This window comes from Herminiimonas sp. (assembly GCF_030655415.1).
Window position 1 is genome coordinate 258,775 of record NZ_JAURVN010000018.1, and the last position, 15,121, is coordinate 273,895.

6 protein-coding genes are annotated in these 15,121 nt (G+C 54.1%); all 6 read right to left on the reverse strand.

The features are described from left to right. Positions 1-19: 19 nt before the first annotated feature. The 6 genes from malQ to Q7T66_RS17390 all read right to left on the reverse strand — a co-directional run bounded on the left by malQ (position 20) and on the right by Q7T66_RS17390 (position 15,056). The gene (malQ, locus tag Q7T66_RS17365) at positions 20-2,170 is read right to left on the reverse strand and encodes a 4-alpha-glucanotransferase (RefSeq protein WP_304934357.1); all 2,151 of its coding nucleotides are present in this window, start codon (positions 2,168-2,170) and stop codon (positions 20-22) included. After that, positions 2,167-3,981: a malto-oligosyltrehalose trehalohydrolase gene (gene treZ, locus Q7T66_RS17370; RefSeq protein WP_370691660.1), complete on the reverse strand. Its 1,815-nt coding sequence runs from the start codon at positions 3,979-3,981 to the stop codon at positions 2,167-2,169. Before treZ ends, malQ begins: the two co-directional genes overlap by 4 nt. Next, on the reverse strand, positions 3,968-6,103 hold the full coding sequence (gene glgX, locus Q7T66_RS17375) for a glycogen debranching protein GlgX (protein ID WP_304934358.1): 2,136 nt from the start codon (positions 6,101-6,103) through the stop codon (positions 3,968-3,970). Before glgX ends, treZ begins: the two co-directional genes overlap by 14 nt. A 1-nt stretch (position 6,104) precedes the next feature. Next, positions 6,105-8,345, reverse strand: a complete 2,241-nt coding sequence (gene glgB, locus Q7T66_RS17380; protein WP_304934359.1) for a 1,4-alpha-glucan branching protein GlgB — start codon at positions 8,343-8,345, stop codon at positions 6,105-6,107. Continuing rightward, positions 8,338-11,694: a maltose alpha-D-glucosyltransferase gene (gene treS / locus Q7T66_RS17385; protein WP_304934360.1), complete on the reverse strand. Its 3,357-nt coding sequence runs from the start codon at positions 11,692-11,694 to the stop codon at positions 8,338-8,340. Before treS ends, glgB begins: the two co-directional genes overlap by 8 nt. Before the next feature lie 68 nt (positions 11,695-11,762). Continuing rightward, a complete protein-coding gene (locus tag Q7T66_RS17390) occupies positions 11,763-15,056 on the reverse strand; it encodes an alpha-1,4-glucan--maltose-1-phosphate maltosyltransferase (protein ID WP_304934361.1) in 3,294 nt (1,097 codons plus the stop codon). Between the last annotated feature and the right edge of the window lie 65 nt (positions 15,057-15,121).

Below are 15,121 nucleotides of genomic sequence, written 5' to 3' on the forward strand. Positions count from 1 at the left end.
TTGAGCTGAATATGAATTGCTATGAGCGGACGCTGGCACGCGCGCGATCCAAGATCGCAAGACGGGTGGCGATCTCTTCGCTGTCCAGCATGGTGGCTACATCGCCCGGCAAACGACGACGCCAATTGGGATGCGTGTCTATCGTGTTGGGCAGGTTGGGCTGCTCTTCCAGCGCGAGAATATCTTCCAGCGGCACGATGACCAGCGGCGCGGGTGTGGAGCCTATGAATTGAAGAATCTGGTTCAAAGGTGCATGAGGTTCATTGCTATCCACTTGTGGCTGATTGCCGCTCGCGTTTAGACGGCTGGCGAGTTCTTCGCGTTCACGTCCGCGTGCCGCATATTCATCTGCTACATTTGCGCCCGATGCCAGTTGGTCGAGCTTGGCGCGCCAAGTAATATCATTCCCATGCCACCAGCCGGCAACAGTCGGCAGATCGTGGGTATCGGTGGTGGCAACTGCATGTTGCGACCAACGCTCGGCGGGTTTGAAAGAATCACCTTCGCGTTCAAACCACAAAACGCGTATGCCCATCAATCCGGCCTCGGCCAAAGCGTCGCCAAATCCTTCTGGCACTGTGCCGAGATCTTCGCCGATGACGATGGCCTTGTAACGATGGCTTTCCAGTGCGATCAGGCGTATCAGATCGTCGAATGGATAACGCAGGTACGCGCCGTGCGCGCCGCTTGCGCCGTCCGGCACCAGCCACATGCGCGCCAGCCCGAGAATATGATCAATGCGTATGCCGCCTGCATACTGAAATGTGGCACGCAGCATTTCGATATACGCCTGATAGCCGTATTGTCGCAACGCGCGCGGTGAGAAAGCCGCAAGTCCCCAGCTTTGGCCACGCGGGCCGAGTATGTCGGGTGGCGCACCGGCTGAAAGTCCGGTCAACATTTGATGCTGTCGACTCCATGCCTGGCTACCGCCGCTTTCCGCACCTACTGCCAGATCGGTAATCAAACCGATGCGCATGCCGGTGTCGCGTGCACTTTGCTGCGCGTGTTGCAAACCGCGTGCGGCCTGCCATTGCAGGAACGCGTGAAACATGATGTGCGGATCGTGCGCTTCAGCAAATTGCGCCACGCTGTCGCTGCGCGGATCGCGATATTCTTCCGGCCAGCTATGCCAGCTACCTTCAAGACCATTCGCACGCATCTCTTCGTGCAGCGCTTCAAAGCGTGCGTGATCTTCCAGCGCAACACCACCTTCCAGACGGAAGGCTTCAAATTCTTTCCAGCCCTCGTTGTGAATATCGTAGTGATCAAACAGCTCGCGCAGAATCGCGAGCCGCCAGCGTGCGGTAGCTGGCCAATCGATCAGTTCGTTATCGCGCAGTTGCAGTCGTTCTTCATCCGATTGCAAACGCGCTATCGCTGCAGCCAGCGCCTCTTCGCCGCTGATTGCCGCAGGATCGATATGCAAGACGTTGAAGAACAAGCGGCTCGACGGTCCGTACGGACTGTACTGATATGGATTGGCACTGAACATCGCGTGCACCGGGCTGATCGCAATTGCGGACGCGCCACGTTTCGCAGCAGAGCGCGTAAGGATTTCCAGCGATGAAAAATCTCCGAGCCCGGCGTCGCCATCGCGACGCAATGAATACAGTTGTGCAGCCAGCGCCCACAAATGCGGCGCGGTATCAGAACCATCCACCGCATCGGCCACGCTAAAACAGCGCAAGGGTGCGACGGCCAGCGTGACGGCAAAAGTTTCATCTATATACAAACGATGATAGCCGACTCGATCGACTGCTGGCATGCGCGCTGGACTGTGCACGTCGGCCGATAGTTGGCCCTGTACTTCGTCGCCTTCTTCGAAAACGATTCGATACGCGAGCCCATGTATGCGTGCCAGCGGCGAGAACATAATTTCACGTCCGACTTGCGCGGTGACCAGCGGCGGCACAGCGAGCTGGATGTCTTCTTCCGCCAACAGCGCGATGCTTGCTTCACACGCGGCCTCGGTGTCGCATTCCAGTTGCAATGCCTTGAGTACTGCGCGCAGCGTCTGTGCCGACACGTATTGTCGTGCACCGAATGCGTCTATCCATTCTGCAGACAAGCCGGCGGCATGGGCTAAACGCAATAGTGCATCGCTAGTGCCTTCTTGCGACGTTGAATAGGGTAAATTGTGTGGGTCGTTTTTTATTTGTTCATTCATGCAGCAGGCTCCAGCAATGCGATGAAGGAATCGGCCGGCAGACAATCGCGGCCTAGCGATGCGAGCGTCCCGCTGGTTTCAAACAGTAAATCGGCGCCACCGGTTTTTGCTATATCGTCGAGTTTCACACTCACCTCGCTTGGCGCTAGATTGATCGCGATGGCGAGTACTTGGCCATTATTTAACTGCCAGCGTGCGGCGACCGCAGCATCACCTAGTACACAGGCGCCCAGTGCGCGACAGCCATGCAGGTGGTGAAAGAGCTGAGTGCGTCGCACGTGCAGCAGGGTAGAAATCCATGTGCGCCATTCCTGCGCATGCGCACTCGCAATTGGCTTCGATTGCATGAATGTTTCTACTGCATTCGGATCCGGAATTTTTTCTCTTTGCTGCGCATCGGCGAAGGCAGCGAAGGCGACGAACTCTTGCCTGCGTCCATCACGCACTGCTTGCGCTAGTTCTTCGTTGTGACTGGTGAAAAATAAAAACGGTTGAGTCGCGCCGATTTCATCGCCCATGAACATCAACGGGATTTGTGGCGATAGCAGCACCAATGCAGTCGCAGCCTTCAATGCCGATGGACGCGCCAGCGTGCTTAATCGTTCGCCAAAAGCGCGGTTGCCGATCTGATCGTGATTCTGCGCGAATAGAACAAAGGCGGACGGCGATAAATGCGCGCTGGGTACACCGCGCGGTTCATTGCGTGTCAATGTTGCTTCGCCCTGATATACGAATCCTTCTGCCAAGCAGCGTGCCAATTTCTCGGCAGGCTGCGTTGCATAATCTTGATAGTAATGATCGTTTTCGCCAGTCAATAGCGTGTGCAATACATGATGACCATCGTCATTCCATTGCGCATTGAAGGGCGCATCGTGTGTGTTGCCGAGCAAGTGCGCGGCGTTACCATCATGTTCCAGCACCAGATGCACATGGCGATCGCTGTGAATTTCCTGGCGTATGCGCTGACCCATTTCGACCAGCCAGTCCTGTTCACTGATCATGTGCACAGCGTCGAATCGCAAGCCGTCAAAGCGATATTCGCGTAACCAGTACAGTGCATTTTCGGTAAAGAATTCGCGGACTTCGTGCTTGCCGAAATCAATCGCCTGACCCCACGGCGTGTGTATATCGTTGCGAAAAAATGGTTGGGCGTAAGCGCCAAGATAATTGCCGTCCGGTCCGAAGTGGTTGTACACCACATCCAGAAAAACCATCATGCCCAGACCGTGTGCGGTATCGACCAGTGCCTTCAATTGTTCCGGCGTGCCGTAGGACGCATCTGGTGCATACAGCAACACACCGTCATAGCCCCAGTTACGCGTGCCGGGGAAATCTGCCACCGGCATCAACTCAATTGCAGTGATGCCTAACTCGGCTAAATCAGCCAGTTGATGTTGTACCGCTTCAAATCCACCGAGCACACCTACATGCAGTTCGTATAAAACTGTTTCATTCCAAGGTCGCCCATGCCAAAGTGGAAACTGCCAGTGATAGGCGAGTGGATCGACCACGATACTGGCATCATGAATATCGCCCGCTTGTGCGCGCGATGCCGGATCGGCGAAGCGCAACAAATTGCCCTCTGCATCTGCGGTTTCAAACTTGTAATGCGTACCGGCGCCACATTCAATTTCCGCTTGATACCAGCCATCCGCCTGCGCCTGCAGCGGATAGGCGACATCGTTGATTACGACACTCGCTGATTGCGCACTGGGCGCCCACAAGCGAAAGCGCGTATGGCTCGCACCATGCCCGGCACGCAGCAGTTGCGCGCCAAACATATAACTGTGTTCGACATCAGAGCTGGACATTATCAACTACCAGTAACAGAGCACTGTGCGACGCAACGGTGATGCGATTTTCTGCAGGTTTGCGTTTGGAGGATGCGTCTTCGGTTTCCGCTGCGTCTATCAATACCTTCCAGTTCAACACTGGTTCCGGCAAGATAAATTCTCTATCTTCGGTAGATGCGTTGATCAGCAATAAAGAGGCGCATACGGAAGTTTGCTTTTTATTTTTTGACTGAATATTTGCGACGCGACGCAATGCCAGCAAACGTCCTTCTGCATATCCCCATTTTTCCTGATCCATGGGCTGGCCGCTTTCATCGAACCAGGTGGTGTCATTCAAGCCGGACAAAATTTCTTTGTCGCCGGTATAAAAATGGGATGCGTGCAAGGTCGGCCGGTCTTTGCGCGCAGCAATGCAGCGTGCCGTGAAATCGATCAACGACTTGCCTATATCGGTGTCGGTATTCGTCCAGTCTATCCACGACAATTCGTCGTCATGGCAATACGCATTGTTGTTGCCGTTCTGCGTACGAGCAAATTCATCGCCGCCAACCAGCATCGGTGTACCGTTGGAAAAGAACAGCGTCATCAACATCGCGCGTCTGACTTTTTCACGCGTTGCAAGTATGCCCGCATCGTCGGTAGGGCCTTCTGCGCCCCAGTTGAAACTTTCGTTATCGTTGCCGCCGTCACGATTATCTTCACCGTTGGCTTCGTTGTGTTTGTCGTTGTAGCTGACTAGGTCCTGCAGCGTGAAACCATCATGTGCAGTGATGAAGTTGACCGATGCCCAAGGGCTGCGTCTGTGATGCGCGAACAAATCTGCTGACCCAAGCAGGCGTGATGCAAGTGCACTGCGGGTGTCGGTTTCGCCTTTCCAGAAGCGTCGTGCGTCGTCGCGGAAGCGGCCGTTCCATTCCGCAAAACCAGCCGGATGATTGCCGATCTGGTAGCCGCCAGGACCGATGTCCCATGGTTCCGAAATCAATTTGGTACGCGCCAGCACAGGATCTTGTCGCAATGCATCGAAGAAGCCGCAGCCCGGATCGAAACCGTTTGCTTCTCGCCCCAGCGTCACACCCAGATCGAAGCGGAAGCCGTCAACATGGAAAGCTTCTACCCAATAGCGCAGCGAATCCATCACCATCTGAATCACGCGCGGATGCGACATATTGACGGTATTGCCGCAACCGGTGTCGTTGATGGAGTGGCGCAAATTATCCGGCAATAGTCGGTAGTAACTGGCGTTATCGAGACCACGGAAAGACAAGGTCGGGCCCAGTTCGCTTTCCTCGCAGGTGTGGTTGTAGACGACATCCAGAATCACTTCTATGCCGGCCAGATGCAACTGGCGTATTGCCAGGCGCATCTCGTTCAGCGAGCCATCGGACAGATAGCTTGGTTCCGGTGCAAAGTAAGACAGCGTGTTGTAGCCCCAATAATTGCGCAGGCCTTTTTCCACCAGGCGTCTATCCTGTGCAATCGCATGTATCGGCATCAGCTCCAGCGAAGTCACGCCTAGTTTGACCAGATGATCGATCACATACGGATCAGCCAATGCGGCGAATGTACCGCGTTCGTGCGCAGGAATTGCATCTGCACGCATGGTCAATCCTTTGACATGCGCTTCGTAAAAAACAGTTTGATCCCAAGGCGTATGCAGCGGCGTGTCGCGGCCCCAGTTGAACGCGTCGTCGACCACCACCCCTTTAGGCATGAAGGCTGCGCTGTCGCGTCGATCAAATGTCAGATCGGCGCGGCTGGAGCCGACCCGATAGCCGTATAGCGCATCGCTCCACTTCAACTGTCCATGCAAGCGTTTGGCATAAGGATCCAGCAACAGCTTGTTAACATTGAAACGATGTCCCTGTTCCGGCTGATACGGGCCGTGTGCACGGTAGCCATACAGCTGTCCGGCCTGCACCCCTGGCAGGTAACCATGCCAGACTTCGTCGGTGCATTCAGGCAAGACGTGACGCGATACTTCGTGGCGGCCGGCTGCATCGAACAGGCATAGTTCTATGCGTTCAGCATTGCCGGAAAAAATCGCAAAGTTGGTGCCGAATCCATCCGGCGTCGCGCCGAGTGGATAAGGCGATCCAGTCTGGATATTTGCGCTGATTTTTTTTGATGCTTGAGCCATTTTAATTTTTCTTTCTGAATACGATTGTGGACAAAGGCGGCAAGGTCAGCGCGATGGATTGTTGATGTCCATTCGCAGCATGCGGTGACATTGCAACCTGGCCGCTGTTGCCTAGATTGCCGCCACCGTAAATGGCCGCATCGGTGTTGAGGATTTCTTCCCATGTATCGGATTGCGTAATGCCGCCCACCATATCTGGCAAGCCAATGCGATAGTCAGTGCGCGCTACTGGCGTCATATTGCAGACCACGATCAGCGTTGGCGCATTTGGCGTGACGCGTAAGTACGCAAACACGCTGTTGTCGGCATCGTCGCCTATCAACCAGCGGAAACCGGCTGCGTCGCAATCGCTTTCATGTAGGGCCGGTTCAGAAACGTAGATATGATTGAGATCACGCACCAGATGCTGGATGCCGCGATGACGTGGATCGTCTAGCAAATCCCAGTCCGGCGATGCGTCGTGATTCCATTCGCGCACCTGTGCGAACTCGCAACCCATGAACAATAATTTTTTGCCGGGATGCGTCCACATGAAACCAAAATAGGCGCGCAGGTTTGCCAGTTTCTGCCAATCGTCGCCTGGCATTTTTTCATACAGCGAACCCTTGCCGTGGACTACTTCGTCATGCGAAATCGGCAGCATGAATTTTTCCGAGTAGGCGTACACCAGACCGAAGGTCAGCTCATGGTGGTGATGGCGACGATACAGCGGGTTGTACTCCATGTAATGCAAGGTGTCGTGCATCCAACCCATATTCCACTTGTATGAAAAGCCCAGACCACCATCCTTGACGGGCGCAGTCACACCTGGCCATGCGGTAGATTCTTCTGCGATCATCAATGCGCCGGGACAGCGTGCGCTAACGGCTTCGTTCAATTCTTTGAGGAAGCCAACCGCTTCCAGATTTTCGCGCCCACCGTGAATGTTCGGTATCCATTCGCCGGCCTTGCGGCTGTAATCGCGATACAACATTGACGCCACTGCATCGACGCGCAAGCCATCGATATGAAAATGTTCCAGCCACTCGAGCGCAGAGGCGATTAAAAAACCGCGTACTTCGTTACGCCCGAAGTTATAAATCAGTGTGTTCCAGTCTTGATGGAAGCCTTCGCGTGGATCGGCGTGTTCATACAAAGCTGTACCGTCAAAATGCGCCAGCCCATGTGCATCAGATGGAAAATGCGCCGGTACCCAATCGAGGATCACACCGAGTCCTGCGTTGTGACAGCGATCAACAAAATTGGCAAACGCAGCAGGTGTGCCGAAGCGTGAGCTGGGTGAAAATTGTCCCAGCGGTTGATAACCCCAGGAGCCGCCGAATGGATGTTCCATGATGGGCAAGAATTCCAGATGCGTGAAACCCATCTCCACTGCATATGGGATCAGGCGATCACCCAGTTCGTGCCAATCCAGATTGCGATTGTCCTCTTCCACCACGCGCAACCATGACGCTGCATGCACTTCATAAATCGACATCGGTGCGGTGTAAGTCAACAGTTCATTGCGCGTCTTGATCCATGCGCCATCGGTCCAGCGGAATGGTGTATTGCTGGTCACGACGGAGCAGGTCGCAGGCGGCAGTTCACTGGCACGCGCGACCGGGTCGGCTTTCAGCGGCAGCACATGACCCTGGTTATCCAGCAGTTCATATTTATAGCGTGTACCAGCAGCGATGCGCGGAATAAAAATTTCCCACACGCCAGCCTCGGCACGCAAGCGCATCGGATGACGACGGCCATCCCATGTATTGAAGTCGCCGACCACGGATACGCGGCGTGCATTCGGTGCCCATACTGCGAAGCGCGTTCCTTCCACGCCCTCCAGCGTCATTGGGATTGCACCGAGACAGCGCCCCAGCTCGCGATGGCGGCCTTCCGCTAGCAAATGCAAATCGAGTTCACCCAGCAACAAATCAAACGCGTACGGATCTTCTGTTTCTTGCACCAGCTCGCTACCTTGCACATTCCAGGTTACATGCAGCGTGTATTTTTTATCTTTGCCTATGGCATCGTCAATCGCACCAACGAACACGCCGCTATGGTCTATCTGTTGCAGCGTCACTTGGCCCTTTCCGCCAACGACACTAACGGCCGATGCGCCCGGATGAAAGCTGCGCAGCTCGGTTTTGTCGTTGACGCGATGTGGCCCAAGTACCGCGAACGGATCGTTCAGGCGACCGTGGACGATCGCATCAATCACGGATGCTTCCAGGCTTGTATGCAACATGTCGGCTTCACGCATCGTCAGCCTTTTTTGATGGGATATGCAATAGACGGTCTGCAAGTTGTGCCAGTCCGCGCAATGGAACCGCCAGCCATGTCGGTCGATTCGCCGCTTCATAGCAAACTTCATACGCCGCTTTTTCCAGCGTGAAGAGATCGAGCAGGGCAGCAGCGGCAACCTTGTCGGGTGCAGCTAACAAATACGCATGCAGGAAAGCATCGCGCGACTCCGGTACGTAGCGGTCCATGATTTTTTTCCGGCGCGCGCGTGCTGCCTCGCTTAAATCGGAAGGACCGCTGTTGGCAGAGAAACAGGCTGCATATTCATACGAGCGCAACAAGCCGGCAACATCGCGCCACGGGCTGTTTTTTTCTCTACGTTGAAACAGCGTGCGTGCCGGTTCACCTTCAAAATCGACGATATAAACATCGCCCGAACCGACCAGTACCTGACCCAGATGGAAGTCGCCGTGTATGCGAGTACGCAAGGCACCTTCAGCAGAGTTCGCCAGTTTGGCGATGACTGCGTGCAGCTCTGTTTTTTGTTGCAACAAGCGCGCGACTATCGCGGCCAAATCTTCCGGCAGCGCTAACCCGCTTTCCAATATGGCAAAAGCTGCGTCGATTTGCGCGCCTGTGGTTGCTATCCACGAGGCGCAATCTTCAGCGCTGGCTTTTTCCGGCGCAAAGGCCGCATCGTCAGATGGTTGTGCAAGCACCGCATGCAGTTGTGCCAGCCGCATGCCTAACTTGCCAGCGAAGTCGAGCAGGTCGGGCATGGCTGTAACTTCATCATCCAGCGCCGTATCCGGATTCATTTCTCCTGCCTGATTTGCAGTACGGGCGAGTGTGTCCAGCGTCCAGTGCCAGCCATCGCCCTGGTTATGCACGAAGCGTTGCAACACCATTAATGTGTGCGGGGTACCGTCGCTGGCGATGCGTGTGACATCACCCAGCATGGCCGGCGCATTGGCGTAGCCACGTTCCGTCAGCACGCGACCAATTTCCAGTTCAGGATGGATGCCCGCGGTTAGATGGCGTATCACTTTCAGTACTACCGCATCGCCTATCACCAGCGAACTATTCGATTGCTCGGTGGAGATACGGCGTATCTCGGCTTGCGGTGGAATAGTAGTGCTTGCCAGCAAAGGCGTAGCGCTGCAGCGTATCTGTCCATCAGCAGATTCAATACTGGTTTGATCCTGAATCAGCTTTAACGCCAGCATCGCAAATGAGTCGAGAGAGAAAGCATCGGTCAGCATCCCTACGCGTCGATCACGACGTACCCTTGCCAGTGCGAGTTGTTGCGGCAGGCTGGAATTGTCGTCTTCCGCGACTACGCCCAGCGGCAGGAAATAACGTTCAGTGCTGTCTTCTGTCGTGACGAGTAATTCGGTCAGCATCAGCGGCAATGCATCTTCTGCTACCGGCAATGAAGTTGCCAACGCGATGTTGACTGCTTCCAGTTTCTTTTGCTTGCTGGCATACCAGCGGCGCAGCGCAAGATACTGCGGCAAGGTATCCCGCTCCAGAGTCACGCGCGCAGCACCACGCAACAAATCCGGCGCGCCGTTCGGCAATACCAGAGTCTGATAATCAGGCAGTGGAATAGCAGGCGCGCCATACCATGAAGGCATGCTGGTTTCGGTCGCCAGGATGAACCAGTAAAAACCGAAAGGCGGCAAGGTCAGCAAGTAAGGCAATTGACCGATAGGCGGGAACGCGACGCCACCCAGCATTTCAACCGGAACCTTGCCGGCAAAAGCAGACAGATCAATTTCAACTGCTTGCGACGCGTGCGACACATTGGCGACGCACAGGATGGTTTCATATTGCTCGCTATTTTCGGTATCTTCGCCGTCTTCGTACGTGCGCAGATAAGCAAGAATTTTGCGATTGTTCGGATAGATTAATTTGAGTGCGCCGCGTCCGAAAGCTCTATGCTTGCTGCGCACTTGCAGCAGGCGACGCATCCAGTTCAGCAGTGAATACGGATCATCGTTTTGCGATTCCACATTGACGGCTTGATAGCCATACATCGGATCCATGATGGGCGGCAGCACCAGGCTGGCTGGATTGGCACGCGAAAAACCACCGTTGCGATCCGGTGTCCATTGCATAGGCGTACGTACGCCATCGCGATCGCCTAGATGAATGTTGTCGCCCATGCCGATTTCATCGCCATAGTAAATAACCGGCGTGCCGGGCATGGACAGTAACAGGCTGTTCAATAATTCGACACGACGACGATCACGTTCCAGCAATGGCGCGAGGCGACGGCGTATGCCCATATTGATACGGGCGCGCTTGTCAGATGCATAGTGATTCCACAAATAATCACGTTCACGATCTGTGACCATTTCCAGCGTCAGTTCATCGTGATTACGCAGGAAAATCGCCCACTGACAATCGGCAGGAATGTCCGGCGTCTGCCGCAAGATATCGGTGATCGGAAAGCGGTCTTCCTGTGCCAGCGCCATATACATGCGCGGCATCAACGGAAAGTGGAAGGCCATATGACATTCGTCATCGTCACCGAAATATTGCTGCACGTCTTCCGGCCACATATTCGCTTCGGCCAGCAACATGCGATCGGGATAATGCGTTTCCAGATGGGCACGGATTTTTTTCAGAATGACATGTGTTTCCGGCAGATTTTCATTGCTGGTACCGTCGCGTTCTATCAGATAAGGCACAGCGTCCAGGCGCAAACCATCAACGCCTATCTCCAGCCAGAAATCCATGACTTCCAACACGGCCTTGAGTACTTCCGGATTATCGAAATTCAGATCCGGCTGATGTGAATAAAAGCGATGCCAGAAATATTGATTGGCGACCGGGTCCCAGCTCCAGTTGGATTTTTCAGTATCGAGAAAAATGATGCGGGTGCCGGCGTAAGCTTCGTCGTCATCTGCCCATACATAAAAGTCGCGCTCAGGCGATCCGGCTGGCGCATTGCGTGCGCGCTGAAACCATGGATGTTGGTCTGAGGTGTGGTTGATGACGAGTTCGGTGATCACGCGCAAGCCGCGCGCATGGGCTTCGCTGATGAACTTGCGTGCATCGTCCATCGTGCCGTAGTCGGCATGCACCCCCATATAGGCAGCGATATCGTAACCGTCGTCGCGCCGTGGTGATGGATAAAACGGCAGCAACCAAATGGTGTTGACGCCCAGTTGCGCGATGTAATCGAGCTTGTCGATCAGGCCGGCGAAATCGCCTATGCCATCGTTGTTCGCATCGAAGAATGATTTGATATGCAACTGGTAAATGACCGCGTCCTTGTACCACAGCGGATCGATATTAAAACCTGGCGATGGTGTGTTGCTGTCCGATTCAATAATCGGTTCGTTAAGCGGTTTGTTCATGGTTTCTTTTCTAATGTCAGTTCAGCTAAGCACCGCTGATAAATGAGTCAGGGATGAACGCGAATAAATTATTGCGTCCCTGACCGCAGCCGCCAGATTGCAAAAGGCATCTGCTGCGGATCGAGATGTATCTGTTGCTGTCTGCCTTGCCATGTAAATCTGTTTTCGCTCACCAGATCCTCTAGCTCGACGCTGGCATGATCGGGTAAGTCAAGCTGCCATAGCGGGAGGTCGATGGTGGCGTCATGTGCGGCAAATGGATCAAGATTGATTGCCACCAAAATCGCGTTGTCGCCAAAATGATCGGCATCCTCGCCCTTGGTTGACTTTGAGAAATACAAAATCTGTTCATTGGACGAATAATGAAAACGCACGCCCAAATGAGTTTGCAATGCAGGGTTGGCGTTTCGAATTCGATTCAGCAAGGTCACTTCACGCACAATGTTGCCGGGCCGTTGCCAATCCCACGCGCGGATTTCGTATTTCTCCGAATCCAGATATTCCTCTTTACTTGTGACCGCTTGTGCTTCACACAGTTCGAATCCGCTATACACACCCCACAAGCCGGACAGCGTTGCCGCCAGCGCGGCGCGGATTACAAAACCGGCGCGGCCTGAGCGTTGCAGGAAGTAAGGATTGATATCTGGCGTGTTGACAAAGAAATGCGGACGGAAAAATTCGCGTGGCCCACCTGCTGGAATTTCAGCAGTCAACTCGTTCAGGTAATCGGTAAATTCCTGCTTGGTATGGCGCCAGGTGAAATAGGTATAGGACTGCGAGAAGCCAACCTTCGCCAGTCGATACATGGGCTTGGGTCGCGTAAATGCTTCCGCCAGAAAAATCGTATCCGGTGCACGCGCACGGATGTCGCCTATCATCCATTCCCAGAACGGCAAGGGCTTGGTATGCGGATTGTCAACGCGGAACACGCGCACGCCCTCGCGTACCCACATCAGAACCACATCGCGTAGCGCGATCCAAAGATCGGGGATGGCGCTGCCGTCTTCGGTTTCTGCATAGAAGTCGACGTTGACAATGTCTTCGTATTTTTTCGGTGGATTTTCTGCGTAGCGGATAGAACCGTCGGGCCGCCAGGCGAACCATTCGGGATGATCTTGCAACCACGGATGATCGGGCGAACACTGGATAGCAAAGTCGAGCGCGATTTCCAAGCCATGATCTTTTGCTGCAGCCAGCATGCGGCGGAAATCTTCCAGCGTACCCAGTTCAGGATGCACCGCATCATGACCGCCTGCTTCTGAACCGATTGCATACGGGCTGCCCGGATCATCCGGTCCCGGCGTCAGGCTGTTGTTTTTGCCCTTCATGTTCTTGCGGCCTATCGGATGGATAGGCGGAAAGTACAGGGTGTCAAAACCCATATCGCGCACCGCAGGCATGCGTGCAATTACATCGTCGAAATTACCGTGACGATTGACGTCGCCGCTTTGCGAGCGCGGAAACAATTCATACCAGTTGGAAAATTCTGCCGCCTTGCGCTCTACATCAATCCTGTAATCCAGCTCACTGCGTGTGGAGAACTCGCGCAGGTCACTGGCATGCATCAGCGTTGCAGTATCTGGTGACAACAATAAGGCTATTGTTTCCGTATGATCCGTCGCTACTTTTTTTCTTGATTTTGCCGGTAGTAGCTTCAGTAATTTTTTCAGCGCAGTAGTGTGCAGACTGTCATCCGGCTGGCCGGTGATCACTTTTTCGAGCAGCTGTCGGCCTTCTTGTATTTCCAGCGTCACATCCAGCCCGGCACGTGTTTTTTTGTCCAACTCGTCGCGATAAGTGTCGAAACTATCGCGCCATGCTTCTACGTAAAACAAGTGACGACCGACGCGATTCAAGGAAATGCTCGCACGCCAGCGATCATTGGTGACTTCGTGCATGGCAACTTCATGCCATTCTTTTTCGTCAGCGGCTCGCCACCATACGGACGCGGCCAGATGATCGTGACCATCGCTGAATATGTCGGCTTCTATATCAATGACACTTGCAACAATTTTCTTGGCCGGGAAGCGACCGCCATCAATGCCAGGTGTAATGTTTTCTATCGCAATGCGTGGCACACGTGCGGCGCGTACTACGGCTGCTTTGCCGCCTGTCGCTGGCAGTACGACGGCTTTGGTAGGCTGTGTTTTAAAGTGGCGTACTTCGCCAGCAAGCAGCGTCACAGCCTCATCGTCTTCTTTTAAATCGATAGCCCAGCCGGCTGCTCGTTCCTGCAACGCAATGCGAGACACACTTTGCGATTGCGACAGATCTGCATTGATCGCTGTGATCACGCCGCCAGTTTCATTGGCACGTAACAGCAACACAATATCTGCGTCAGGTACGGACAAGAGCTTGAGACTGGCTGGCGGTGTGCCACGTTCAGCTAACTCGCGATTGGCCTGCCTGATATCAGCGGTGATATTAAATAATGCTTGCGGTATTTGATCTTGCTGCAGTTCGGATAACTGGATATCCACGCCAGATTCAAAACCTTGCACAAGCATCAAGCCGTCGCCAATAGTTGCGGCAGTGTGTAGTGCGCGCTGGTAGGCGCGTTGTGCGGATACCGGGTCATCCATATGCAAGGCCCTTATCAAACGCGCGCCAGCAGGATCTTCGGGTGCCGCAATTACCTTGGCCAAAGCCGCAAGTCGTGCATGTTCTTCTGTCAGCCAGCTGCCGCGATAATCCCACCACGCGTCAGAAGAAAATACCGCATCGAAGCCGCAATCCCGGATCGCCGCAAGCTGCTGCGGCGTACAACCCGGCGTCCACGCCATGAAGCTCACGCCGGCGTGCTTGCTACGTAACTCTACAATCAAGTCTTGCCATATCGACGGTGGAATATCGCCTATGCTGAGACAACGAAAGCCGCTGACGCCGACGTCCAGCAAGGCAGCCAATCTGGTTTTCCAATAATCGAGCGCAAGTGCACTGCCTGCAGTGTCGAGGCGTAATTGCGCACGATGACTTTTGGCTTTTTGAGGCGGGAAGCGCGGGTCCGGTAGCGTTTGCGCACGATTCGCGATGAAAAAATGTTCCGTGTGTTGCGCAACGAAATCACTATTTTCTGTAAAGCGATCAATCTCCAAATCGATCATCAGACGCAAGCCGTGCGTATGACATTCTTTGGCGAGCTTGCTTAACAAGCTGGTGATTGTTTCTTCGTGATCGAGATGGGCTTCCGCTGATGGCTGTGCAGCTAGCGAGGCACAGTCAGTCAATAAAATCGTGCTGAACTGCATAGCCGAAACGCGTGACAGCAGCGGGGCGCTATCAGTTAAAGCAGCGATTGAAGAGGAAGACACACAATAGATGCGATGCGGATTGTTATCCGCATCGGTATTAAGACTCTGCATACTCAAACCGTTTCTATCAAAGGTTGATCTTGCAGAAAACAAGGCGCGAACTAGCGTTGTTCAAC